Here is a 23,910-nt window from a genome sequence, read left to right as displayed (position 1 = left end):
GGCCTGTATCCGGTGCGCGGCGCTTCATTTCACGTCTCGCCTGACGGGCTAGTCCTGCGCCCAGGCCTTGGAGCGCTCCACGGCGCGCTGCCATTCGTGCAGCAGCTTCTCGCGCTTGCCCTGGTCCATGTTGGGCTCGAAGCGGCGGTCCAGCTGCCACATGGCCGCGATCTCCTCCTCGCTCTTCCAGAAGCCCACGGCTAAGCCCGCCAGGTAGGCAGCGCCCAGGGCCGTGGTCTCGGTGACCATGGGCCGCTCCACCGGCACGCCCAGCACGTCGGCCTGGAACTGCATGAGCAGGTTGTTGCGGGTGGCGCCGCCGTCGGCCCGCAGGGTGGCCAGCTTGATGCCGGAGTCCTTCTGCATGCAGTCCATGATGTCCAGGGTCTGCAGGGCGATGGACTCCAGGGCGGCGCGGGCGATGTGGGCCTTGGTGGCGCCGCGGGTGATGCCGACCATGGTGCCGCGGGCGTACTGGTCCCAGTGGGGCGCGCCCAGGCCGGCGAAGGCGGGCACTAGGTACACGCCGCCGTTGTCGGGCACGGAGAGGGCCAGCTGCTCCACTTCGGGGGCGTGCTTGATGATGCCTAAGCCGTCGCGCAGCCACTGCACCACGGCTCCGGCGATGAACACGCTGCCCTCCAGGGCGAAGAAGCGTCCGGACGGGGTGGCCCAGGCCATGGTGGTGAGCAGGTTGTTCTTGCTCTCGCGCACTTCCTTGCCGGTGTTCATGAGCATGAAGCAGCCGGTGCCGTAGGTGTTCTTGGCCATGCCCGCCTTGAGGCAGGCGTTGCCGTAGGTGGCGGCCTGCTGGTCGCCGGCGTTGCCCGCGATGGGCAGGGGGCTGCCCAGGAACTCGGGGTGCATCTCGCCCACCACCTCGGAGGACTTGGTCACCTTGGGCAGCATGGCCTTGGGCACTTCGAGGATCTTCAACAGCTCGTCGTCCCAGGCCCCGGTGTTGATGTTGAACATCAGGGTGCGGCTGGCGTTGGATTCGTCGGTGGCGTGGACCGCGCCTTTGGTGAGATTCCAGATGAGCCAGGTGTCGATGGTGCCGAAGAGCAGGTCGCCGTTCTCGGCCTTAGTCCTGGCTCCGGGCACGTTTTCCAGGATCCAGCGGACCTTGGTGCCCGAGAAGTAGGCGTCCAGCACCAGGCCGGTCTTCTTGCGGAAGGTCTCGGCCAGGCCCCGGCTTTTCAGCTCGTCGCAGAACCCGGCGGTGCGGCGGTCCTGCCAGACGATGGCGTTGTGGATGGGCGCGCCGGTGGCCTTGTCCCAGACCACGGTGGTCTCGCGCTGGTTGGTGATGCCCACGGCCACCACGTCGGAGGCGTCCACCTTGGCGTGCAACAGGCATTCGCGCATGACCCAGGCCTGGGTGTCGAATATCTCGTTGGCGTTGTGCTCAACCCAGCCCGGCTGGGGGTAGATCTGGGTGAATTCCTTCTGGGAAATCTGCTTGATGTCGCCCTCGCGGCTGAAAAGAATGGCGCGGGAGCTGGTGGTTCCTTGGTCGAGAGACAGAACGTACTTGCTCATCATGATCCTCCAGGGCTGTGTCCCGGTTGGGCCTTGCGGGTTGGTTGGGTCTTCTAGGCCTTGTTGAGCATGCCGGTGGTGCGGTCGTAGATGAACGCGCCCAGGGGGCCGCCGACCAGGGGGCCGAGGATGGGCACCAGCACCACGCTCGGGTCCATGAGGTTGGGCGTGGAGAAGCCCGCCATCAGGGTGAAGAAGCGGGGACCGAAGTCGCGGGCCGGGTTGATGGCGTAGCCGTTCATGGCGCCCAGGGCCATGCCGATGACCATGACCAGCGCGGCCACGGCGAAGGGTCCCAGCCAGCCCGCGTTGTTCTTGGAGGCGAAGTCGCCGATGGAGAGCACGCCGAAGAGCAGGACGGCGGTGCCGATGACCTGGTCGATGAAGCCGGGCCAGAAGCCGGGCACGGCCGGAAAGGTGCAGAACACGCCCGCGCTGGCCAGCTGGGGGTCGACCAGCAGCCACTTGGCGTGGAAGTCCAGGAACACGATGGCCGCGCCCGCGCAGCCGCCCGCGGTCTGGGCGATGGAGTACGGCAGCACCTTGCGCCAGGGGAAGCGGCCGGTGCAGGCCAGGGCCAGGCTCACGGCCGGATTGATGTGCGCACCAGAGCGCAGGCTGGCCAGCACGCCGAAGAGCACGGCGAGCCCCCATCCCAGGGTGATGTTGGTCCACGTGGTGTTGATCGCCTTGCCGAAGAGCACCACCATGGCCACGTTGCCCGCTCCGAAAATGATGAGGATCATGGTCCCCATGAATTCGGACAACATCTCCTTGCCTAACGACGACTCGCTCATGCTTCCTCCAGTACAGCCTTTCTCCGGCCGGTTGCCTCCGGCCGGACGGTTCCTGCCATGCCTGCCTCTGCCGACGGATGCCTTCGACGCGCGCTACGCGCCGGCCGGCTGCCCCGTGAACCAGGACGCCAGCAGCGCACGCGCGGATTCGATCTCTTCGTTTACGCGGGCCTCATCCCAGCCGAGTTCGCGGGCCATGATGCCCGCCACCACGGGAGCGGCCTCCTGGGCGTGGATCATGTCCAGGAGCCCCAGGGGCAGACGCCGGATGAGCACGTCGGCCACGTGGGCGGCCATCTCCTGGCGCACGGCGTAGGCCACCTCGGCCCCGATGTACGGGTGGCCCGGGTGGATGCGCTCCATGAGGCCCGGCTCGCGGGCCACGGCCAGCACGCGCCTGGCCTCGTCGCCGTAGAGGGAATACAGCGACCGGGCCACGGCGGGCTCGATGCCCTCGCGCCGGGCCAGCTCCTCCCAGGAACCAGGCACGTGCCCGCAGGAGCCCAGGAGGCGCATGGTACGCGTGGCGCTCTTGCGCCCCCGGCACAGGCCGAAGCGGACGCAGGCGGCGTCCACGGCGTCCTCGGCCATGCTGCGGTAGCTGGTCCACTTGCCGCCGGTCATGGTCAGAAGCCCCGAGGCGCTCACATCCAGGACATGGGTGCGGGCCAGCTCCTGGGTGCTGCCCTTGCCGGGCGAGAACACCAGGGGGCGAAGCCCGCTCCACACGGCCAGCACGTCGTCCCTGGTCAGGGGCTGGCGCAGGTACTTGCTGGCGTAGCGCAGCAGGTAGTCAACGTCCTTCTCCTCGGGCACGGGATCGTGCTCCACCCGGGCGGGCTCGTCGGTGGTGCCGAAGAGCACGTGGCCCATCCAGGGGATCATGAAGAGCACGCGCCCGTCCTCGGTGCTGGGGATCATGAGCGACATGTCCGGGGGGGTGTGCTTAGCGTCGAGCAGGATGTGGATGCCGGAGCTCACCTTGAGCATGTCGCCGGCATGGGGATCGTCCATGCGCCGGATGGCGTCTGCGAAGGGGCCGGTGGCGTTGATGACGCCCTTGGCCCGAATGGTCCAGGTTTCGCCGGTGACTGTGTCGCGCACCACGGCTCCGCGCACCTGGTTGCACTCCTTGACCAGCTCCACCACCTCAACGTGGTTGACGCAGGTGGCGCCATGGGCGTTGGCGGTGCGGGCCAGGGTGACTGCCATGCGGGCGTCGTTGAACTGGCCGTCGTAGTAGATGACGGCTGCCACGTAGCCGTCCAGGTTCAGCTGGGGGAAGAGCCGCTTGGCCTTTGCCCGGCCCACCAGCCTGCTGCGCCCGAGCGACAGGCGTCCGGCCAGCAGGTCGTAGAGCACCAGGCCCGCGAAGATGTAAGCGGCCTGAAACCAGGTCGCGACCGGGGTCATGAGCTGGATGGGGTGGGCCAGGTGGGGGGCGTTGCGCAATAGGTAACCGCGCTCGCGCAGGCCCTCGCGCACCAGCCCGAACTGCTCGCGGTCGAGCTTCAGGATGGCCTTCTCCAGGTAGCGCACGCCGCCGTGCACCAGCTTGGTGCTCTTGCTGCTGGTGCCTTGGGAGAAGTCCCCCTTTTCCACCAGGGCCACATCCAGGCCCCGGGTGGCCGCGTCCAGGGCCGCGCCGCAGCCTGTGGCCCCGCCGCCGATCACCAGGAGGTCGAATTCGCCGCCATCCTTGAGGCGGCGCAGAAGATGCTGTCTGTCCATAAGAAAGCCTTGTTAGGGTTTGAGCAGGTTCGTCGCCGTGGTCGCGTCGGTCACGAAGACGTGTACGTAGCCGCGCTTGAGCACGGTTTTGAGGATGGGCACCTTGGCCATGCCGCCCGACACCAGCACGGTGTGGGGCACCTTGCACAGGCCCTCGAAATCCGGGGACATGCCGCAGTGATTGACCGGGTGGTCCAGCACGTTGCCGTCCTCGTCCAGGAAGCGTCCGAAGAATTCGCCCACGGCCCCGGCCCGGGCCAGGTCGCGGCGCTGCTCGTGGGTCACGGCCCCCAGGGCGATGTTGGTGGCCTGGGCGGTCATGTCGCCCACGGCGGTCAGGATCATGTCCACCTGGAGGGCGTCCTGGTAGTAGGTGCGGAAGATGTCCTGGCTGGCGATGGTGGCGCGCACCTCGGGAGAGGACACGAACATGGGCGCGGCCAGGTGGTTGCACACCTCGGCCCGCAGCTGGCGGGCGAACATGGCCGTGGAGTCGAAGGGGTTCACCGGGCTTTTGGGCACGCCGCCGTAGAGGGAGGTGACGGTGATGCCCCGGAAGCTGCGTACGGTGAGGCCGTTGATTGCCGCCCGGATGGTCTTGCCCCAGCCCACGCCCAGGGACTGGCCGTCCTCAAGCACCTGAGAGACGTATTCGCCCGCCGGGCGGCCGATGGCGTCGTAGAGATGGCGGTCGCCACGCTCCGGCGTGGGGACCACGATGGCCCGGACCAGGCCGAATTCGCGTGTCAGCTGGCCTTCCAGAGCCACGCAATCCTTGAAGGGGGTGTTGATGATCACCCGGATGAGGCCCATCTCGCGCCCCATCTGGAGCAGGCGGTTGACCTTGAGGCGGGTGATGCCCAGCCGGTCGCCGATTTCGGCCTGGGTGAGCTCTTCGTTGAAATACAGCCAGGCAACCCGAGAGAGAAGCTGGCTTTCGTTGTCGTCGACGCCAACCATACATTTGCCTCCTGGCGGCCCAAAAGTTGCGGCCGGGTGTATTTCGTATGAACTTTTAGTTTTCCGACAATGAAAGTGTAAATCAAAAATGTCAACGAGGAATTCAAAAATGTCACTGAGGGTTGCACACCGCTTTTTCCGCGCAAGGAGACGACATCTTGTTCATAAACATATTAACACGCTAAAATTATGATTATTTTTATGAACATTCCCGGGAACACCGCCCTGCATCTCAGACCGGAAAGTGGTCCGTCACCTCTGGAGCACGACGTTTTCGACGAGAACATATGCATTTGGCGCACGAAAAATGTCTGTCCAAGGAAGTCTCAAACAATACAGGGGGTCACGGGTGAGACGCCCAAAAAACAAGCGCGCCCCAGAAGGGGCGCGCCGTGATTCAAGACTGTGGCGAATGCCAGGATTTCTGCGAACCCCGCCGGAATCCTCCGGCCGGGAGACTCCCAGCGGCTAGCCAGGGAGCCCAACCGCGTGCGGATTCCTGCTATCCCTTGGTGATCCAGATCGGCAGGCTAGAGTGGGCCACGATCCACTCCACCACGCCGCCCATGAGCAGGCGGCGAAGCCCGGTGCGCCCGTGGGACGCGATGACGATGGTGCCGGTGCCGCCCTCCTCCGCGAACTTGAGGATCTCCTCGGGGGCGTTGCCTTCCAGGAGCTTGCCCTTGGCGGCGACGCCCATGGCCTTGGCCTTGTCCAGCACTTCGTTGATGAAGCCCTTGGTGGCGGCGGCCAGCTCAGTGGCAGCCCTGGGGGCCAGGGCCAGATATTCGTTGGGCACGTCCATGACCGAGACCACCTCGACCAGCGAATCGAGCTCGCGGCCCAAAGCCAGGGCCTTGTCCGCGGCCGCCGCCGAGAAGCGGGAGCCGTCGGTGGCCAGCACCAGCCTGCGCAGGTTCACCGCCGCGCCGGTGGGCACGATGAGCACGTCGCAGTTGCAGAAGCCGATGGTCCGGCCCGTGACGCTGCCCAGCAGGAGCTTGCCCATGGTGGAGGTGTTTCGCCGCCCCATCACCACCAGGCTCGCCCGCATGGAGTCCGCCAGGTCCGCGATGACCTGGGCGGGTTCGCCCTCCTCGCAGAGGGTGGCCAGGGGGAGGCCGCGCTTGGCGGCCTCCCCTTTGGCGAATTGCAGAGCCTTGTCGCAGGGCTGCCTGAGCACGCTTGCGATGTCGCTTATGCCCACGAGCCTCAGGTCACCCTGGTAGGGCGGGGCCACGGCCACCGCCGTGAGGGAGGCCCCATGCGTCCCGGCCAGGTCCAGGGCCGCGTTCAAGGCGTGGCGGCTGGCGTCGGACTCGTCCACGCAGACCAGGAGGCGCTTGAGCGGCATTTGCTTACGCCTCCTGCCCCTGGGGAGCCAATGCCTTGCGGCCCTTGACCATGCTGCCCAGGATGATCACCGCGCCCACCACCAGAGAGACCACCATGAAGGCGAAGCTCGCCTTTTCCAGGATGGCCACGGTGGAGTCACTGACTTCCATGAGGCCGAGCTTGGCCAGGTACTTGGGCATGGCGAATCCGCGCGACACGGCGACGATCAGCATGATGGTGCCCATGACGACCTTGATCATGTGTTCGCGCACGAAGGTGGTGCCGATGGCGCCGAGCTGCACGCCCAGAAGCGAACCGGCCAGGATGATCAGGGTGAGGCGGATGTCCACCATGCCGTGCATGGCCCAGTTGATGGACCCGGCCAGGCCCATGACGAAGGCGATGACCAGCTCGGTGGCCGAGGCCACCAGGCCGGAAGCGCCCAGGATGTAGATCATGCCGGGCACGCCGATGAAGCCGCCCACGGCGATGGTGGCGGCCAGCAGGCCGGTGGCGAAGCCCACGGGCAGCAGGAACCACATGGAGATGCGCAGGTTGGCCCTTTTAAAGTTGATCATGGGCCACAGCTCGATCTTCTGCAGGCGAAGGGCCAGGGAGCAGGTCTGCTCGGTGGCGCAGGAATTCTTGGAGGACTTGATCGCGTCCAGCATGACGAACCCGCCCACGATGACCAGCACGGCCACGAAGGACACGCTCACGTACAGGTCGGAACCGGCCTGGCCCCACAATCCCAGGATGTAGTTCTGTATCTTGATGCCCACCTGCACGCCGACGCCCGCGAAGGCGGCCATGTACAGGCCCAGCTTGATGTCCACCTGGCCGTAGCGGTAGCGCTTGATGGACCCGACCAGGGCCTTGGGGAACTTGTGGCACATGTTGCTGGCCACGGCCACGGTGCCGGGAACGCCCAGGCTCATCATGCCGGGGGTGAGCACGAAGGCGCCGCCGGACCCGATGAACCCGCTGACCAGGCCGCCGATGAATCCCACAATGAACAGAAACCCGATCCCGGCGGGATCGAGGGTGATGAACTTGGTGGCTTCGCTGAGCATATCCATTTCAAATCTCCTTGCGCGGTTGGTCCGGTTAGGCGCTGACGGTGGCGCGGGGACGGGAGTCCTTGCGGGCGGGGGCCGAAACCGTAGCCTGGGCCGGGGCCTTCTTCACGGCGTCGATGCCGAGCACCTGCCAGAGCGTGCCCGCGAACGTGCCGTGAATCCAGGAGAACAGGAACACGGTGGCGATGGGCAGGGCCGTGTAGAGGCCGCCCTTGGCGAAGTTGTCCATGATCAGGTCCTGGCAGAGGTACACGGCGGTGTAGAGGCCGACGCTGCCGATTCCGTACGCGACGAGCTTGCCTATGGGTTTGCTCTTCCTGGCTTCCATGGTGTTCTCCTAGTTGCTAAAAATTTCACAAACAGGGACGCGCCGAGGCGGTCCTTACCCCACCACCTCGAACAGGGGCATGCTCACATGCAGGCCGTCCCTGCCCCGCTGCTCCTTGCACGCCAGCACGAACTCCACTCTGCGCAGACGCCCGCACTCGCCCTCGACCACCTCCGCCGCCTTGCCGAAGCGCACCACGTGCCTGAACGACACACCGGCCTGGCTGGCCTGGAGGCTGAAATTCTCTCCGGAACGGAGCGCGCGCATCTCGAAGAGCTCGCGCGCCTTCCGGGCATGATCGTCCCCGGCCGGAGCCAGGCTGCCGATGCTCAGGGCCACCACTTCGGTGCCGAGCCTGCCGGCCACGCTCAGGGCGTGGCGCACAAGGGCGGGCGAGAATTCGGCGTCGGTGGACACCACCACGATCTTCTTGTTCTCGACTCCCGGGGCGGACACACCCAGGTCCTTGCCGGAAAAACCGGATTCCGCCAGGGCCGCGGCCTGTCCCACATCCTCAAGGAATTCCCTGAGGCGGCTGGGCCGCTTGAGGCGGAATCCGTCTTCCGGCTTTTGGCGCATACGTGCGGCCATGTGCTTCCCTAGGCCCGGAGCCTCGGACGGGTGTCGGTACGCTTGCCCGCCACGGCCACGGTCTTGGTCTCGGACCGGGCCTCGCCCAGGATCTCCAGGGCTTCCTGGTCCAGGTTCCGCTCGGCGAATGCCTGGGCGGCGAACACTGCCTCGATGCGTTCTTTGATGGTTGCCATCCGCGTGTCCTCCTCAGTGCGCTTTGCTTCCCCTTACCCAAGAACCGTGCCACAGATAACATGTTGAAATTATTCACACTGCCAAACCCTCGAAAAATTCTTTCGTTGCGGGTTGCAACACTTCGCCCTCCAGGACGATGGTTCGTGTGTTGCACATCACAACAGCTGTTGCGTTTCGAAACACTCGTGCGACTGGCTGTTGCAGGGAAGGGGAGAAAGGACGTAGCGTGCCGGGAAACCAGCGGAGGAGCCCATGATCTTCTTCCAGAAGCGCACCGACCGGAAAACGCCCGAACCGCCCACCAGCGACCTGGCGGAACTTACGGGCCGGGCCAACGCCCCGGACCTGCCGCCCCACGCCAGGGAGGCCGCCCTGCGCGAACTCGAGCGCCTGGCCAAGACCGACCCGTCCGTGGCCGAGTATTCCGTGGGCCTGGGCTATCTGGACTTCCTGCTGGGCCTGCCCTGGAACGCCGCCACCCAAGACCGCCTGGACCTTGCGCGCGCCGAAGAGGTGCTCTCGGGCCGCCACTACGGCCTGGGGCAGGTGAAGGAGCGGGTGCTCGAATATCTGGCCTCGCGGGCGCTCCGGGCGTCCTCCGATTTCCACATCCTGGTGGTGGACGACGAGGACATCGCCCGGGCCAACCTGGAGCACGTGCTGAAGAAGGAAGGCTACCGGGTGCGCGGCGCGGCCAACGGCCTGGCCGCCCTGGAGGAGGTGCGGCGCTGGGAGTTCGACCTCATCGTCACCGACCTCAAGATGGAGAAGATGGACGGCATGCAGCTCCTGGAGGAGGCCCGCAAGCTCTCCCCGGCCACCCAGGTGATGATGGTCACGGGCTTCGCCACGGTGGACACGGCCGTGCAGGCCATGCGCCAGGGCGCGGCCTACTACCTGGCCAAGCCGGTGAACCTGGACGAGCTCAGGGCCACCGTGGCCCGGCTCATGCGCGACAAGGCCCCGCCCACGGCGTTCCGCAGCCCCGTGCTGTGCTTCTCCGGCCCTCCGGGCACGGGCAAGACCTCGGTAGGACAGGCCATCGCCGAGGCTTTGGGCCGCAAGTTCCACCGCATGTCCCTGGCGGGCCTGCGCGACGAGGCCGAGTTGCGCGGCCACCGGCGCACCTATGTCGGGGCCCTGCCGGGACGGGTGATGCAGTCCATAAGCCGCCTGGGCGTGCGCAACCCGGTGTTCATGCTCGACGAGCTGGACAAGATCGGCAAGGACTTCCGGGGCGACCCGGCGGCGGTGTTCCTGGAAATGCTCGACCCGGAGCAGAACTCGCAATTCGTGGACAACTACCTGGAGGTGCCCTTCGACCTCTCCCAGGTGCTGTTCATCGCCACGGTCAACGACGTGCGCGAGCTGTCCGGCCCCCTGGCCGACCGCCTGGAGATGGTGCCCTTCCAGGGCTACACGGCGCGCGAAAAGGTCAACATCGCCGCGCGCCACCTGCTGCCGCGCCAGCTCAAGGAGCACGGCCTGACCCACCCCTTCCCCAGCTTCACTCCCGAGGCCCTGGCGACGGTGGTGGACGGCTACACGCGCGAGGCCGGCGTCAGGAACCTGGACCGGGAACTGGGCCAGGCCTGCCGCAAGCTTGCCCGGCTGCGGCTCGAGGGCGGACAGCCCGCCGCCCCCATCGAGGTGGACGCGGCCATGATCCCGGCCCTGCTCGGCCCGCGCAAGCACATCCGCGAAGCCGCCGAGGGCGAGCCGCGCGTGGGCGTGGCCACGGGGCTCGTGTATGCCGGGTTCGGCGGGGAGATCATTTTCGTGGAGGCCATCCGCATGCAGGGGGCGGGCAACATCACCCTGACCGGGTCGCTGGGAGAGGTGCTGTGCGAGTCGGCCCGCACGGCCTTGAGCCTCGTGCGCTCGCGGGCCGGGGAGCTCGGGATCGATCCCGGGGCGTTCCAGCAGGAGGACCTGCACGTGCACATCCCGGGCGGTTCCATCCCCAAGGAAGGGAGCTCGGCGGGGCTGACGCTGGCGCTGGCCCTGGCCTCGCTCTATACGGGCAAGGCGCTCAGGCGCGACGTGGCCATGACCGGCGAGATCACGCTCACGGGGCAGGTGCTGCCGGTGGGTGGAGTGCGGGAGAAGATTCTGGCGGCTGCCCGCGCCGGGGCCACGCGGGTGATCCTGCCCGACGACAACCGGCCCGAGGTGGACGCCATGAGCGGGGAGGACCTTGCGGACGTCGAGGTGTCGTTCGTGAAGACGGTGTTCGAGGCGCTGCCGCTGGCGCTGGCGTGACGGGCGCTACTCCGCCATGCCGTAGCGCTTGAGCTTCCGCCACAGCGACACCCTGTCGATCCCCAGCACTTCGGCGGCCTTGGTCCTGTTGCCCTCGCAGTGCTCCAGCACCGCCTCGATGTGGCGGCGCTCCAGTTCCTCCAGGGTGATCATCTCCGGGGCGGCGTGCTTCACCAGCGAGGGGGCGTCGCCGCGCAGATCCTGCGGCAAATCCGCCGGTTCGATGAGCCTGCCCGTGGCCATGATCACGGCCCGCTGCACGATGTTCTCAAGCTCCCGGATGTTGCCCGGATAATCGTAGGCCATCAAAAGCCGCACCGCCTCGGCCGACACGCCCTCCAGCTTCTTGCCCACCCCCGGCGAATACTTCGAGATGAAATACCCGGCCAGGATGGGGATGTCCTGCCTGCGCTCTGAAAGCGGCGGCACCCGCAGGGTGATCACGTTCAGGCGGTAGTACAGGTCGGCCCTGAAAAGCCCCAGGTCCACCTCGGCCCTGAGGTTCTTGTTGGTGGCGGCCAGGATGCGCGCCGTGACGTCGATCTCCTGGGTGCCGCCCACGCGGAAGAACTTGCGCTCCTGCAGCACGCGCAGCAGGCGCACCTGCATGGTGAGCGACATCTCGCCGATCTCGTCCAGGAAGATCGTCCCGTCCCCGGCCACCTCCATGAGCCCCTTCTTGAGCGCCAGCGCCCCGGAAAAGGCCCCCTTTTCGTGGCCGAAGAGTTCGTTGGCCAGCAGGTCCTCGTTGAAGGCTCCGCAGTTGATGGCCAGGAAGCGCTTGGCGTTGCGCGAGCTCGATTCGTGGATGGCCCGGGCCACCAGCTCCTTGCCGGTGCCGGTCTCGCCCAGGATGAGCACGGTGGAATCCGTGGGGGCGATATGGTGGATGTTGTCGCGCAGCGCCTGGACGGCCGGGCTCTCCCCGATGATGAGCGGCGTGGCCCCCAGGTCGGCCACCTGGCGCGAGAGCCGGGCCACCTCCTGGCGCAGGCGGCGCTTGTCCATGGCCTCGGCCACGGTGGCCCGCACCTCCTCCAGGCCGTAGGGCTTGGTGAGGTAATGGCAGGCCCCCAGGCGCATGGCCTCCACGGCCGTGGTCACGGTGGCGTGGCCGGTCATGACCACCACCTCGGTGTCCGGCCAGAGCCGCTTGGACTCGGCCAGCACGGCCAGCCCGTCCATGCCCTTCATGCGCAGGTCCGTGAGCACCAGGTCGAACTCGTTGGCCGCCAGGGTCTCCACGGCCTCCTCGCCGCTTGAGGCGCTCAGGGTGCGGTAGCCTTCGCGGCGCAGGATGTGGGCCAGGTTCTCGACGGCGATGGGCTCGTCGTCAACGATCAGCACGGACGCGCCGGTCACGCCGGTCCCTCCGGCTCTTGCGTCAGGGGCAGGCGGATGACGAAGCGCGCGCCCTTGCCGCCGGTGCGCTCGGCGATGATGGAGCCCTTGTGCTTCTCGATGATGCCGAACACGATGGACAGCCCGAGCCCCGTGCCTTTGCCCACCTCCTTGGTGGTGTAGAAGGGGTCGAATATCTTGCCCAGGTCCTCGTCGGGGATGCCGGTGCCGGTGTCCTCCACGGCGATGACCGCCTCATGGGTCTTCTCGTCCACCCGAGCGGACACGGTGATGGAGCCGGTGGGGTCCGGGATGGCCTGGGCGGCGTTCAGGAGCAGGTTGATGAAGGCCTCCTGGATGCGGGCTGCGTCCAGGTCCAGGGCGAGGTCCGGGGGTATGTCCTTGATGAGCGCGATGCCCGAGGGCACCTGGCTGGAGACCAGGCGGAAGGCCTTGGCCGCGACCTCGTCGAGCGAGACGCGCTTCAGGCTGAAATCCTTGGCCCGGGAGAACTCCAGCAGGCCCTTCACGATGTCCCGGGCGCGCAGCACCTCCTGCTGGATGTTGCCGAGCATGCGGGCCGCGAATTCGGGGTCGCACTCGCCCTGCTCCTCTTGGAGGATCTGGCAGGAGGTGGAGATGTTGTTGAGCGGATTGTTGAGCTGGTGGGCTATGCCCGAGGTGAGGACGCCAAGCGAGGAGAGCTTCTTCTCTTGGATGAGCTGGTCCTGGCGGCGCTCCAGTTCGCGGGTCATGCGGTTGAAGGCCTCCAGCACGCGCTGGGTTTCGTCGTTGGTGCGGGGGACGTCCAAGGTCTTGAAGCGGCCCTGGCCGATCTCGGCGGTGGCATTGGCGATGGTGTTCAGGGCGCGCAGGATCTTGCGCCCGAGCAGCATGGCCATGGCCGTGCCGAAACTGAGCAACAGCACGCCGGTGATCACCAACTGGCGCATGAGCGAGGACACCAGGCGCAGGATGCGCTCACGCTCGGAGTTCTTGATGGCCAGCGACGTGTCCACCATGTCCTTGCCCGCCTGGCGCAGGGCATCGCGCACCCGGGCGCTGGCCTCGGAACCCGGCGGCTCGGCCTGGGAGCGCAGGCGCAGGGTGAACTCCTGGTAGGCGTCCAGGTTCTTGGAAAGGCTTTCGTCAAGCATCTTGCGGGCGCGCGGCTGCGGCGAGAGATCGGCCATGGCCCGAAGCGACGACCGGGCCAGGTCCATGAACCGTTGGGCCTCGTCGTAGTCCTCGTCGTGGGCGTAGAGCAGGAAGTTCTTCTCATAGCGCCGCACTTCCAGGATGGTGTTGGCCAAATCGTCGGCCATCTCCATGTGGGTGAGCGAAGCCTCCAGGCGCACCAGGTAGTTGTAGGAGGCCACTCCCAGAACGGAAAAGAGGACCACCGGGATGACAGTCCCGGCCAGAACCTTCTGACGTATGGTCAGATGGGGCAGCATGGAGAGGATGGACTTCTCGGCCATAGTGGGCGGTCCCGGAATGTTCGGAATTTCAAGCCGTTTGCCTTCCAGCATACGGCTCCTCGGGCCGATTGTCACGCGCGGCGGCGCCGGAGATGCCCGTCCGCCCCGGCGCGTGTAACCCGAGGCATGCCTCCAAGCGACTTCACCGTATGACTATCGATACTGCGGCGTCACGCGGGGGGAGCGACATGGAGCGCGCACTCACACTCACGGCGGAAGTGCTGGCCTTCGCCTATATCCTCTTCGCCTTGCTCATGACCGTGCTCGAAGGGCTTTAACCCGGGCCGGGATCCCGGCCGCCCGCCCCTCGGAGCTCCTTGACCGCAAGCGGCAGGCGCACGCTGATCCTGGTCCACCGGCCGGGCTCGGAGTGCGCGCTCATGCTCCCTCCGTGGTTTTCGGTGACGATGAAGTAGGACACCGACAGCCCGAGGCCGGTCCCCATGCCGGGCGGCTTCGTGGTGTAGAAGGGCTCGAAGATGCGCTTGCGGGCCGCGTCGGAAAGGCCGGGGCCGTTGTCCTCCACGGTGATGAGCGCCTGTCCGTCCTCCCGCCGGGTCCGCAGGATGATCGCCGGGGGCCTGTGCTCCGGGTTGGCCGTCATGGCCTGGGCCGCGTTGCGCAGGAGGTTCATGACCACCTGCTCGATCTGGGTGGCCGAGCAGGGCACCGGGGGCAGGTCCGGGTCGTAGTCGCGTTCGATCCGTATCCTTCTGAAGTCGCGGTGCTTCGTGAAGTCGTAGTCCTTGGAGCAGAGCTCCAGGGCCTTTTCCAGAATGCCCCGGATGTCCACCGGCTCGAAGGGGGAATCGCCCCTGCGGCTGAACTCCAGCATTCCACGCACGATCTTGGCCGCGCGCTGGGCCGACTCCGTGATGCCGGCCAGCATGTCCAGAACTCCCCGCCCCTCCATGTAAGCCCGGATAGTCTCCATGGGGCAGCCCAGCCCGGCGGCCATCCTGAGGTTCTGGGGCAGGTCGTCCGTGATCCGCCGCCGCATGACCTGGGCGCTCTGGAGGATCCCCCCCAGCGGGTTGTTGATCTCGTGGGCCATGCCCGCGGCCAGCCCGCCCACGGAGAGCATCTTTTCCGACTGGACCATCATGAGCTCCATCTGGTGGCGCTTGGTGACGTCGTCGAGCCGGATGACCGCGCCTTCGACGCCCAGACTGTTGGCCAGGGGGTAGATGGTTACGTCCTCGTACAGGATGTCGCCGGCCACGCGCCGGGGAATCTTGTGTCCGGTCCAGGTCACGCCGCCCCGCATGGCCTCGTGCAGCGGCGCGAGTTCGGCCGCGAGCCGGGGAAAGACCTCCTCGATGCGCATGCCCTCGGCCTCGTGCTCCTCGAATCCGGATGATTCCAGCGCCAGCCGGTTGCACCGGGTTATCCGGCCCTGAAGGTCCACGGTGATCAGCGCCGATGGCATGGAGTCGATGATCTCGGACAAAAGGTTGCGCAGCCGCCCCAGCTCCTCCTGTCCTGCCAGGCGCTGGGCATCGTGGTGGGCCACGGCCTGGGTCAGGCTTTTGAGCGACAGGGCCACCGTGGCGATTTCGTCATCCCGGTCGAGCATCTCCTCGTCCAGGTCGAGCGGCGCCGGCCGGCCGCTGGCCCAGCCCCTGGCCTGCTCCCGGGAGGCGCCGCCGAGCAGGGCCAGCCGCCGGGCGATGCGCACCAGCCAGCGCCCAAGCACCCCCCAGATGCACAGCGCCTGCAAGGCCAGCAGGCAGGCCACGGCCGCAGCGACCTCCAGGCCGCTCACCGGAGCGTCCACGTAGTGCGACAGGCGAAGCACCGGCGCCGGGGAGCCGCCACCCGGCCAGGGGAGCTCCACCTCCACCCGCCTGGCTTCTCCGGCGGGTGCGTCCGGGTCCGTGGAGCGCAGGGAGGAAGCCACCACCCGGCCCTGCCAGACCAGACGCAGATCGGTTCGGGTGGAGGTGTTCTGATAGAGCAGGGCGTTGTCCAGCACGCGCAGCATGACTATCCGCCCCATGCCCTCGGGCCCGAGCCAGAAAGGCTGGCTGTAGACGCGGTAGAGAAGGCCGGACGATTCGTCGTGGAGCCAGTTCGCGCCTGGGGACCGGGCCGTCAGGGCGGCCATGCGCTTGGCTTCTGGGCCGTACCAGAACAACGGAGTTCCATCGGCCGTCATCAGGAAGACATGGCTGAACTTCGGGTCCTCGCCCTGCGCGAGGTAATAGGCGTGAAGTCTCTCCCGGCGCGCGGCGGGATTCTCCGCCAGCCCCAGGAAAGCCAGGCGGGCCTTCTGGTGCTCGGCCTGGCTTTGCCAGTCCTCATCCCATTCCAGAAGCTTGCCCGCGTAGAAGGTCTCCACGGTCTTGGCCTCGTAGCGGGCCGACTTGGCCAGCACCGCGTCGTAGGCCGCCTGTCCGGCCAGGCTGGCCACGAGCAGCATGGCCAGGGAGGCCAGGACCATGCGTCGCGCGCCCTGACCGCGCAGCGTTTCAGGCATGAATTTCTGGAGTCCCGGTTTACGCCACCGCATGCGTCGACCACCCGGAGCCTAGGGCCAGAACAACCCGTCCAGATCGGCGGGACGGGGGATGAGACCGTGACGGAGAAGAAAGTCCTGGGCCTCGGCAAGATAGCGCTTGTCCGGCCCGGTCACTTCGGGACTGAAATCGTATTCCGGAAGCAGGCGCTCCACGTCGGCCGGGGAAAGGCCCGTCTCCTTGGCGAGAATCGCCCGGGCTCGCTCCGGGTTGGCCTTGAGAAAGGCCAGGGCCTGCGCGTGCACCGAGACGTAGCGCCGGGCCAGGTCCGGGTTTGCCCGCAGGAAGTCCTCGTTCACGGCCGTGAACATGAGCCCGATGGTCAGCCCGTCGCCGCAGGCCACGGCCCTGGCTCCCTGGGATTGGGCCCTGGTCTTGCCCGCGCCCGCAAGCACGGCGGCGTCCACGCCGCCCGAGAGCAAGGTGGTGAGGGCGGGCTGCAACTGCATGTCCACGAAGGTGACGTCCGAGGCCGTAAGCCCGGCACGCTCCAGGGCCATGAGCAGAAGCAGGTACAACTGCGCCCCCTTGGGACCGGCAACGGTTCGTCCTTTGAGGTCCGCCACGGTCTTGATCGAGGGGTTCTTGCTCATGATGCAGAAGGACCGCGGGGCCCTGGCGAACACCGCAATGGCCCTGACCGGATCGCCCTTGGCCCTGGCCGAGAGCACTGCGTCCCAGCCGATCACGCTGGCGAACTGCACGGAGCCCTCGCTCAGGGCCTGGGCCTGAGCCGCGCCGGTGAGCAGGTCGGTCCAGCGGACGGTGAACCCCTCCGGCTCGAACGCCTTCTCGTACAACCCCAGGACCTTGGCGATGACCAGGGGGGCGTTCAGGGGATGCTTGACGTAGGTGATGGTGATGGTCTTCGCCTCCGGAGAGGCTGCGGCGGCGCCAACGCAGCAGAAAAAGGCGAGGGCGCAGAGAAACACCGCCGCGAGCGGCGATCTGGAGCGAAGCATGAAACCTCCAGTACCGAGTCGTCCTTTTTGTATATTGTCCCGGCAGGTCCTCGTCCACAACAAATGGCCCCGGATTCCCTGCCCGCCCGGAATACGGGCCTGTTACCCCGTAAGGAGCACCGCGCCGGGTTCAAGGTATATTGGCGTCCTGGCTTCCTGCTTGAGAAAGATGAGGATAAGCAATAAACTGGAATGGTTGCCGAGTTGAGCACTGGAACGCTTGTGAGTTTTGTCTGTCCCGAGCGGCCGTCCACCATAGCCAAACAGGGGAATCTTGCAGACATGAACCAACACTGCCCCAAATGCGGCCCAGGCGAATTCAAATGCGTGGCCAGTAACGAGCACCGCCGCCAGGACGGACGTCCTACAATCTTCACCTGCTTGAGCTGTCTCACATGCTGGAACTCTGCAGGGCAGATCATCTCCGAGCCCCCTAAAGAGCCCGATGAAGCTCGTTGGCCGAAAGTTCGGCCCCAGGCCCAGACCTCAGGGGACCGTGATATCGCGACTATCTTGTGGAAGCATTGGCGCTCTATCTGACGGATTGAGGAGTTGCTGTTTGACGCGCCTGCGAGTGATGCATATGGGTGATAATGATGCACCGGGACCACGTCCATGTGGTGGAGAAGCATAAACACGGACTTTTTTTCAAAGCGGCAGGGCAACAAATGCTCAAGAACGTATTCCATGAAGATTGGACGTTTTGGATTTGTCTAATCGTAGGAGCAGCGTTGTTGTTGCTGTATTACTTAAAAATGGGGGCCACCGGCCCAAGCCTCGTCATTCCTTTTTAGGGCTGACGCCCTCCTGGAACCGCTGCCATTCCTGAATGAGCGGAGCACCCTCCGGACGCTCAAGGCAAGAAAGAGCAGAACAAGCCGCACCTCTCCGCCTCCCGGCGATGATTCCTCTTTTCTTGAGCCCGCGTATCCTACTTTCAACGGCCCGGATGCTCCACGCCGTCTGCCGCGCAATGGTCCTCTGCGACGGGTTGCCGCGCGGCTCCGGCTGTTGTCCGGATGTCGACGGCCCCAAATGGAAGAAGCCGGACCATCTCTGGCTCGGCTTCTAGTATTTTCAGGGCCTTGTGAACTTTTTCGGACTGCCCTGGGTCGTCGTTTGGCGGAGGGACAGGGATTCGAACCCTGGGACGAGTTACCCCGTCAATGGTTTTCAAGACCATCGCCTTAAACCGCTCGGCCATCCCTCCGCGCCGGGGAGATTGTGTCTACACGCGCTCCGCTCTCCGGGCAAGCGCCGGGTGGCGCGGCCGTCGCGTTGTTTCAGGGCGCTATTTCCGGCGGGGGCGGCCCTTCTGCTCGATCAGGGCCTTGGCCCGCTGGGTCAGCGTGGATATTTCCGGCTTGGTGATCTGGTCGTCCGCTCCCACGGCCTCGCCCTTGTGGTAGAGCTTGTCGTTGATGAGCGACGAGAAGAGGATCACCGGAATGTCGCGCAGCACGGGGTCGTCCTTGATGCGTTTGCAGAGGTTGTGTCCGTCCATGGCGGGCATCTCGATGTCGGACACCACCAGGTTCACGATCTCCAGCACGTCCCGGCCCTCGTCGACGGATCGCTGCTTGATCTCGACGAGCCGCTCCCAGGCCTTCTGGCCGTTGATGTCCTGCTCCACCTCGTAGCCGTCGCGCAGGAGCGTGCTGACGATGAGCTTGCGGATGGAGGCCGAGTCGTCCACCACCAGGGCGCGGTAGAAGATCTCGTCCGTGGCCTGCACCTTGGTCACCTTGTCGGGGTCCTCGTGCATGGCCAGGCTGGGGTTCAAGTCCCAGATGATCTTTTCCATGTCCAGGAGCAGCACGATGCGGTCCTCGAACTTGACTACGCCGGTGAAGCTGTTGCCCGAGAAGCTGGCCACGTATCCGCTGGGGGGCTCCACCTGCTCCCAGCTCAGGCGGTGGATGCGGGTGACGCCGGACACCAGGAAGGCGTTGGTGATGTTGTTGAACTCGCTCACGATGACCTTGGGGGCCTCGGTCTGCACCATGCGCTTGCCCAGCCAGATGGACAGGTCGATGAGCGGAATGATGCGCGAGCGCAGGTTGAAGGTGCCCTTCACCGCCGGATGCGGGGTGCTCGGCATCTCCGTGACTTTGGGCTTGCGGATGATCTCCAGCACCTTGGCCACGTTCACCCCGAAGTAGCTCCGGTAGATGCCGCCGTCATCGGTTTCTTCATCGATGTAGAACTCGACGATTTCGAGCTCGTTCGTGCCGGATTCAAGAAGGATGTTTGTCTGGCTCATGCGGATTCCTGGATGCGTCGGGAAGTGATTGGCGGGCTACACCTTTTCGACCAACATGTTCATTCGGATGTGTTACAATCAATTGATTGTCAAGTTTTTCCTCCAAGACGACGGCCCTTCGCCCGGCGCGCTTTACACGACGCCCGCCCTGGACTAGATAGCGCATCACGCCAAGCGGCGGCACCACATTCGAGGCCGACAGTTGAACCTTCCCAAGACCGCATACGTACTCCTCTGGTTTCCGCTTTCCTCGGAGACCTTTATCTTCCGCGAAGTCCAGGCCCTGCGCCGCCAGGGCCTGAACGTGCAGGTATACAGCCTGTACGGCAAGAAGCTCAGGAACTGCTCGCCGGAGATGCTGGACTTCTCCTACGGCGTGCGCCGCATGGGGCTCTTCGCCGTGCCCTTCATCATCCGCGACATCCTGTACTGGAACAGGAAGAATCCCGGCTGCTTCAAGGCCCTGGCCAAAGAGGTGCTCCTGAGGCGCTGGTGCAGCCTGGAGGTCACGGGTGAGAGCTGGTGGGCCTTTTTGGCCGGCTTCCGGCTGGCGCGCCTGCTTGAGCGCGACGGCGCGGGCCACATCCACGCCCCTTGGGCCGGAGGACCGGCCACCGCCGCCTGGGTGGCCTCGCGCCTGACGGGCATCCCCTTTTCCCTGGCCGGACGCGCGGGCGACATCTACCCGCCCGACGGAGCCCTGGCCGAAAAGATCCGCGACAGCCTGTTCGTGCGCGTGAACAACCGGGCCAACGTGGACTACCTGTCCTCCCAGGCGCCGGCCCACGCCTCCAAGATCAACCTGGTCTACAACAGCCTCACCCTGCGCGAGAACGGCGAGAGCGACGTGAACATGACGCCGCCCGTGAAGCTCCTGGCCGTGGGCCGTTTCGCCCGCACCAAGGGTTTCGACGTGCTGCTCAAGGCCTGCAGGGTCATGATGGACAGGGGCTTTGACTTCAAGCTCACCCTGGTGGGTTCCGGCTTCCAGGGGCCGCACCTCAAGAACCTGCACCGCCGCCTTGACCTTGCGCGCTGCGTGGACATGCCGGGATTCCTCCCCCACGATCAGCTCACCCATCTGCTCAAGACCCACGACATGCTGGTGGTGCCGAGCGTTGTGCATTCCTCCGGGGACCGCGACGGCATCCCCAACGTGATCATGGAGGCCCTGTCCCACCGCCTGCCCGTGGTGGCCACCGACGTGTGCGGCATCACCGAGGTCATCCGCCACGGCGAGACCGGCCTCATCGCCCCCCAGAAGGACCCCAAGGCCCTGGCCGACGCCATCATGGACATGGCCTCCGACAGGGCCCGAGCCGTGGACATGGCCGCGCGCGGCCGCGACCTGGTCAAGGAGATGTTCGATCCCCAGGCCAACGGCGCGAGATTGTTCGAACTCTTCAAGCGCCATCTCGTGGCGCCGTCCGGGGAAGAGGCCTAAGGATCATGTGCGGCATCGCGGGATTCGTCCGGACATCCGGCGAGCCCCTGTCCGCGCAGGCCCCGGCGTGGCTCGCCGCCATGACCGGGTGCATGGCCCACCGCGGCCCCGACGGCGACGGGCACCTGGTGGAAGGCCCCGTAGCCCTGGGGCACCGCCGCCTGTCCATCATCGACCTGTCCACGGGCGGGCAGCCCATGGAGCACCACTCCGGACGCTGCGCGGTCACCTTCAACGGCGAGATCTACAACTTCCAGGACGTCAAGGCCGAGCTCGAAGCCAAGGGCCACACCTTCACGACCCACTCCGACACCGAGATCATTCTGGCCGGGTGGCTGGAATGGGGGCCCGCCTGCCTGGAGCGCTTCGAGGGCATGTTCGCCTTCGCCCTGTGGGATCGCCCCACCCGCACCCTGTTTTGCGCCCGGGACCGCTTCGGCAAGAAGCCCTTCTTCTACACGCTGCAAAACGGCGTGTTCGCCTTCGCCTCGGAGCTCTCGGCCCTGGCCAAGCTGCCCGGCCTGTCGCTCACGGTGGACCCGGCCTGCCTGGCCCGCTTCCTGGCCTACGAGTACGTGCCCACCCCGGACAGCATCTATCGCGAGGCGCGGAAGCTCCCGCCGTCGCACTCGCTGATCCTGCGTGAGGGCGAGATCAGCCTGGGCCGCTACTGGGACCTGCCCGCGCCCGAGCCCCAGCGCGCCTCCGAGGAGGAACTCTGCGAGGAGCTCCGCCGTCTGCTCACCCAGGCCGTGAAGCGGCGCATGATCTCCGACGTGCCCCTGGGGGTGTTCCTCTCCGGCGGCATCGACTCCTCCATCGTGGCCGGGCTCATGGCGCAACTCGCCCCGCGCATCAAGACCTTCTCCATCGGCTTCAAGGAAGCCAGTTACGACGAATCGAACTTCGCCCGCCTGGTGGCCAAGCGCTGGAACACCGACCATCACGAGCGCATCCTGGCCGCCGAGGACTGCGCCGACCTGCTGCCCGAGATCGTCACCCGCTTCGACGAGCCCATGGCCGACCCCTCCATCGCCCCCACGTACCTGCTCTCCAAGGTGACGCGCGAGAAGGTCACCGTGGCCCTGGGCGGGGACGGCGCCGACGAACTCTTCGCGGGCTACGAGCATTTCATCGGGCTCAAGGCCGCCGGGTGGTACAACGCCCTGCCCGCTCTCCTGCGCCGGGGCGTCGTCGACCCCATCTGCGCCGTGCTGCCCGCCTCGGACGGCTACGTGAACCTGCGCCTGGGGGCGGCCACCTTCCTGGCCGGAGCCCGCCAGCCCGGATGGCTGCGCATCCAGACCTGGCTCACCGCCCTGCACCCGGAGCTGCAGAACCATCTCTGGCTGAACCTGAACCGCACGCACCTCATCCGCGAGAACCTGTACGCCTCCACCCTGCACTGCTTCGAGCGATCCAGCGCCAAGACCGACTTCGAGCGCGCCTTCCACGCCTACGCGCGCCAGTTCATGCTGGACTACATCCTGGTCAAGGTGGACCGCTGCACCATGATGCACTCGCTGGAGGCCCGCGCCCCCTTCCTGGACCGGGACTTCGCCGAATTCGCCTCCCGCCTGCCGGCGAACCTGAAGCTGCGCGGCCTCACCCGCAAGTACCTGCTGAAAAAGGCCATGGCCGACGTGCTGCCCAAGGAAATCCTGACGCGCAACAAGCGCGGGTTCCTGATCCCCGTGGCCAGGTGGCTGCGCGACAAGCTGAAGCCCCTGGTGGAGGAGCTCCTGGGCGAGGCGCACCTGCGCCAGCAAGGGCTTTTCGATCCGAAGGTGGTGCGGGCGCTCATTAACGAGCACGACTCGGGGCGTGTGGACAGAAGAAAAGAATTGTGGACGCTTTTGGTGCTCCAGTTGTGGCTCAGGCACAATAATCCGAGCATCGGGTAGATGTACGGTTAGAGCCTCCGGCGGCCAAAGGGCTCGCGCCCTCTGGACTCCCGATTTCATTTATAACGTGGATACACCATGGCCCGCATCCTCTACGGCGTTCACGGCTCCCAGCACGGCCACGCCATCCGCGCCCTGACCCTGGCGCGCCGCTTTTCCGAGCACGAGTTCCTCTTCGTCACCAGCGAGGAGGCCGCCGGGATCCTGCGCGGCCACTACCCGGTGGAGACCGCCCTCAACCCCGGCACCCGCTACAAGAACTACGCCCTGGACCTGCCCGCCACGGTCAAGCTGGCCGCCAAGACCTTCATCCACCGCGGCCGCGAGCTTACCCGCATCGGCAAGGTCATCGAGCGCTTCAAGCCGGACGTGTGCCTCTCCGACTACGAATACTTCGTGCCCATAGCCGCAAAAAGAGCAGGGGTCCCCTGCCTCTCCCTGGACCACCAGCACGTCATCACCCTGTGCGAGCACGATCTTCCGGGAAAAGTCTGGTGGGACCTCACCTCCACGTCGTTCTCGGTGAACAACCTCTTCTCCAACTCCACCGACCACCTGGTCATCTCCTTCTACCAGCCGCCGCTCAAACCCGGCCCCCGCAGGGCCATCTCCCCCCCCATTCACCGGGAGAAGGTCTTCGAGCACGAGGCCACGGTGGGCGACCACATCCTGGTCTACCAAAGCTGCTCCATCTGCGAGAACTTCGTGCCGCTGCTCAAGACCCTGGGCCGTCCGGTGATCGTTTACGGCTACGGCAAGGACGCAACCGACGGCAACCTCAGCTTCAAGAAGTTCAGCGAGGACGGCCTGCTTTCCGACATGGCCTCCTGCAACTTCGTCATCTGCGGCGGCGGGCACACCCTCATGAGCGAGGCCCTGTGCTACGGCAAGCCCATCATCTCGCTTCCGGTGAAGGGAGCCTTCGAGCAGTGGCTGAACGCCCATTATCTCCAGAAGCTCGGCTACGGGCTGCACCTGGACATGCACCACCTGGACGAGGCCGCCGTGGCCGGATTCGAATCCCAGGTGGAAGCCTGCCGCGAGCGGGTGCGGGCCGTGGACTTCAAGGGCAACGAATTCGCCTTTTCGCTGGTTGAGCGCTTCATCCGCCAGGGCAATTTGCCCGGCGTTGCCAACCGCCGACTTGTACGCTAAATTGAAGTGGATCAAGCTGTTCTGGAACAACCCCCTAAC

Annotated in this window: 18 protein-coding genes and 1 tRNA gene; 4 read left to right on the top strand and 15 right to left on the bottom strand. The window is 66.0% G+C overall.

Annotation, left to right across the window (positions count from 1 at the left end; all coding sequences use genetic code 11):
* Positions 1 to 48: 48 nt before the first annotated feature.
* The 9 genes from glpK to ML540_RS14310 all read right to left on the bottom strand — a co-directional run bounded on the left by glpK (position 49) and on the right by ML540_RS14310 (position 8,539).
* A complete protein-coding gene (glpK, locus tag ML540_RS14350; RefSeq protein ID WP_243362456.1) occupies positions 49 to 1,542 on the bottom strand; it encodes a glycerol kinase GlpK in 1,494 nt (497 codons plus the stop codon).
* 53 nt (positions 1,543 to 1,595) lie between these two features.
* Positions 1,596 to 2,339, bottom strand: a complete 744-nt coding sequence (locus tag ML540_RS14345) for an MIP/aquaporin family protein (protein WP_243362454.1) — start codon at positions 2,337 to 2,339, stop codon at positions 1,596 to 1,598.
* A 93-nt stretch (positions 2,340 to 2,432) separates the two neighbouring features.
* Complete coding sequence (locus tag ML540_RS14340) at positions 2,433 to 4,070, bottom strand: glycerol-3-phosphate dehydrogenase/oxidase (protein WP_243362452.1); 1,638 nt, start codon at positions 4,068 to 4,070, stop codon at positions 2,433 to 2,435.
* A 12-nt stretch (positions 4,071 to 4,082) separates the two neighbouring features.
* Complete coding sequence (locus tag ML540_RS14335) at positions 4,083 to 5,030, bottom strand: sugar-binding transcriptional regulator (protein WP_243362450.1); 948 nt, start codon at positions 5,028 to 5,030, stop codon at positions 4,083 to 4,085.
* A 502-nt stretch (positions 5,031 to 5,532) separates the two neighbouring features.
* Positions 5,533 to 6,384 carry a universal stress protein gene (locus ML540_RS14330; protein ID WP_243362448.1) on the bottom strand — a complete coding sequence of 284 codons (852 nt, stop codon included), beginning with the start codon at positions 6,382 to 6,384 and terminating at the stop codon, positions 5,533 to 5,535.
* Between the two features lie 4 nt (positions 6,385 to 6,388).
* Complete coding sequence (locus ML540_RS14325; protein WP_243362446.1) at positions 6,389 to 7,444, bottom strand: sulfite exporter TauE/SafE family protein; 1,056 nt, start codon at positions 7,442 to 7,444, stop codon at positions 6,389 to 6,391.
* Positions 7,445 to 7,472: 28 nt separating this feature from the next.
* Positions 7,473 to 7,772, bottom strand: a complete 300-nt coding sequence (locus tag ML540_RS14320; protein ID WP_243362435.1) for a hypothetical protein — start codon at positions 7,770 to 7,772, stop codon at positions 7,473 to 7,475.
* 54 nt (positions 7,773 to 7,826) lie between these two features.
* Positions 7,827 to 8,363, bottom strand: a complete 537-nt coding sequence (locus ML540_RS14315; protein ID WP_243362432.1) for a universal stress protein — start codon at positions 8,361 to 8,363, stop codon at positions 7,827 to 7,829.
* An 8-nt stretch (positions 8,364 to 8,371) separates the two neighbouring features.
* Entirely contained in the window at positions 8,372 to 8,539 is a 168-nt protein-coding gene (locus ML540_RS14310; RefSeq protein ID WP_243362431.1) for a hypothetical protein, read from the bottom strand.
* A 253-nt stretch (positions 8,540 to 8,792) separates the two neighbouring features.
* Here ML540_RS14310 and ML540_RS14305 point away from each other — a divergent pair, with 253 nt between their 5' ends.
* On the top strand, positions 8,793 to 10,802 hold the full coding sequence (locus ML540_RS14305; RefSeq protein WP_243362421.1) for a S16 family serine protease: 2,010 nt from the start codon (positions 8,793 to 8,795) through the stop codon (positions 10,800 to 10,802).
* 6 nt (positions 10,803 to 10,808) lie between these two features.
* On the opposite strand, the gene ML540_RS14300 is transcribed toward ML540_RS14305, so the two are convergent.
* The 6 genes from ML540_RS14300 to ML540_RS14275 all read right to left on the bottom strand — a co-directional run bounded on the left by ML540_RS14300 (position 10,809) and on the right by ML540_RS14275 (position 19,368).
* Positions 10,809 to 12,164 (bottom strand): sigma-54-dependent transcriptional regulator, encoded by a 1,356-nt coding sequence (locus ML540_RS14300; protein ID WP_243362419.1) that lies wholly within the window; start codon positions 12,162 to 12,164, stop codon positions 10,809 to 10,811.
* On the bottom strand, positions 12,161 to 13,675 hold the full coding sequence (locus ML540_RS14295) for a sensor histidine kinase (protein ID WP_243362416.1): 1,515 nt from the start codon (positions 13,673 to 13,675) through the stop codon (positions 12,161 to 12,163). Before ML540_RS14295 ends, ML540_RS14300 begins: the two co-directional genes overlap by 4 nt.
* A gap of 223 nt (positions 13,676 to 13,898) precedes the next feature.
* Entirely contained in the window at positions 13,899 to 16,103 is a 2,205-nt protein-coding gene (locus tag ML540_RS14290; RefSeq protein WP_243362415.1) for a two-component system sensor histidine kinase NtrB, read from the bottom strand.
* 51 nt (positions 16,104 to 16,154) lie between these two features.
* The gene (locus tag ML540_RS14285) at positions 16,155 to 17,105 is read right to left on the bottom strand and encodes an ABC transporter substrate-binding protein (protein WP_243362412.1); all 951 of its coding nucleotides are present in this window, start codon (positions 17,103 to 17,105) and stop codon (positions 16,155 to 16,157) included.
* Between the two features lie 1,120 nt (positions 17,106 to 18,225).
* Positions 18,226 to 18,315: transfer RNA gene (locus ML540_RS14280), tRNA-Ser, on the bottom strand.
* 81 nt (positions 18,316 to 18,396) lie between these two features.
* Positions 18,397 to 19,368 carry a chemotaxis protein gene (locus ML540_RS14275; protein WP_243362403.1) on the bottom strand — a complete coding sequence of 324 codons (972 nt, stop codon included), beginning with the start codon at positions 19,366 to 19,368 and terminating at the stop codon, positions 18,397 to 18,399.
* Between the two features lie 202 nt (positions 19,369 to 19,570).
* Here ML540_RS14275 and ML540_RS14270 point away from each other — a divergent pair, with 202 nt between their 5' ends.
* The 3 genes from ML540_RS14270 (at position 19,571) to ML540_RS14260 (ending at position 23,871) form a co-directional block, all read left to right on the top strand.
* A complete protein-coding gene (locus tag ML540_RS14270) occupies positions 19,571 to 20,812 on the top strand; it encodes a glycosyltransferase (RefSeq protein ID WP_243362401.1) in 1,242 nt (413 codons plus the stop codon).
* A gap of 5 nt (positions 20,813 to 20,817) precedes the next feature.
* Positions 20,818 to 22,716, top strand: a complete 1,899-nt coding sequence (gene asnB, locus ML540_RS14265; RefSeq protein ID WP_243362391.1) for an asparagine synthase (glutamine-hydrolyzing) — start codon at positions 20,818 to 20,820, stop codon at positions 22,714 to 22,716.
* A gap of 78 nt (positions 22,717 to 22,794) precedes the next feature.
* Positions 22,795 to 23,871 carry a glycosyltransferase family protein gene (locus tag ML540_RS14260; RefSeq protein ID WP_243362383.1) on the top strand — a complete coding sequence of 359 codons (1,077 nt, stop codon included), beginning with the start codon at positions 22,795 to 22,797 and terminating at the stop codon, positions 23,869 to 23,871.
* The last annotated feature ends 39 nt before the right edge of the window (positions 23,872 to 23,910 follow it).

The sequence above is a fragment of the Fundidesulfovibrio terrae genome (assembly GCF_022808915.1).
Lineage (GTDB): Bacteria > Desulfobacterota > Desulfovibrionia > Desulfovibrionales > Desulfovibrionaceae > Fundidesulfovibrio > Fundidesulfovibrio terrae.
Note: the sequence above shows the minus strand (reverse complement) of the source record. Positions and strands in the feature narration are given on the sequence as shown.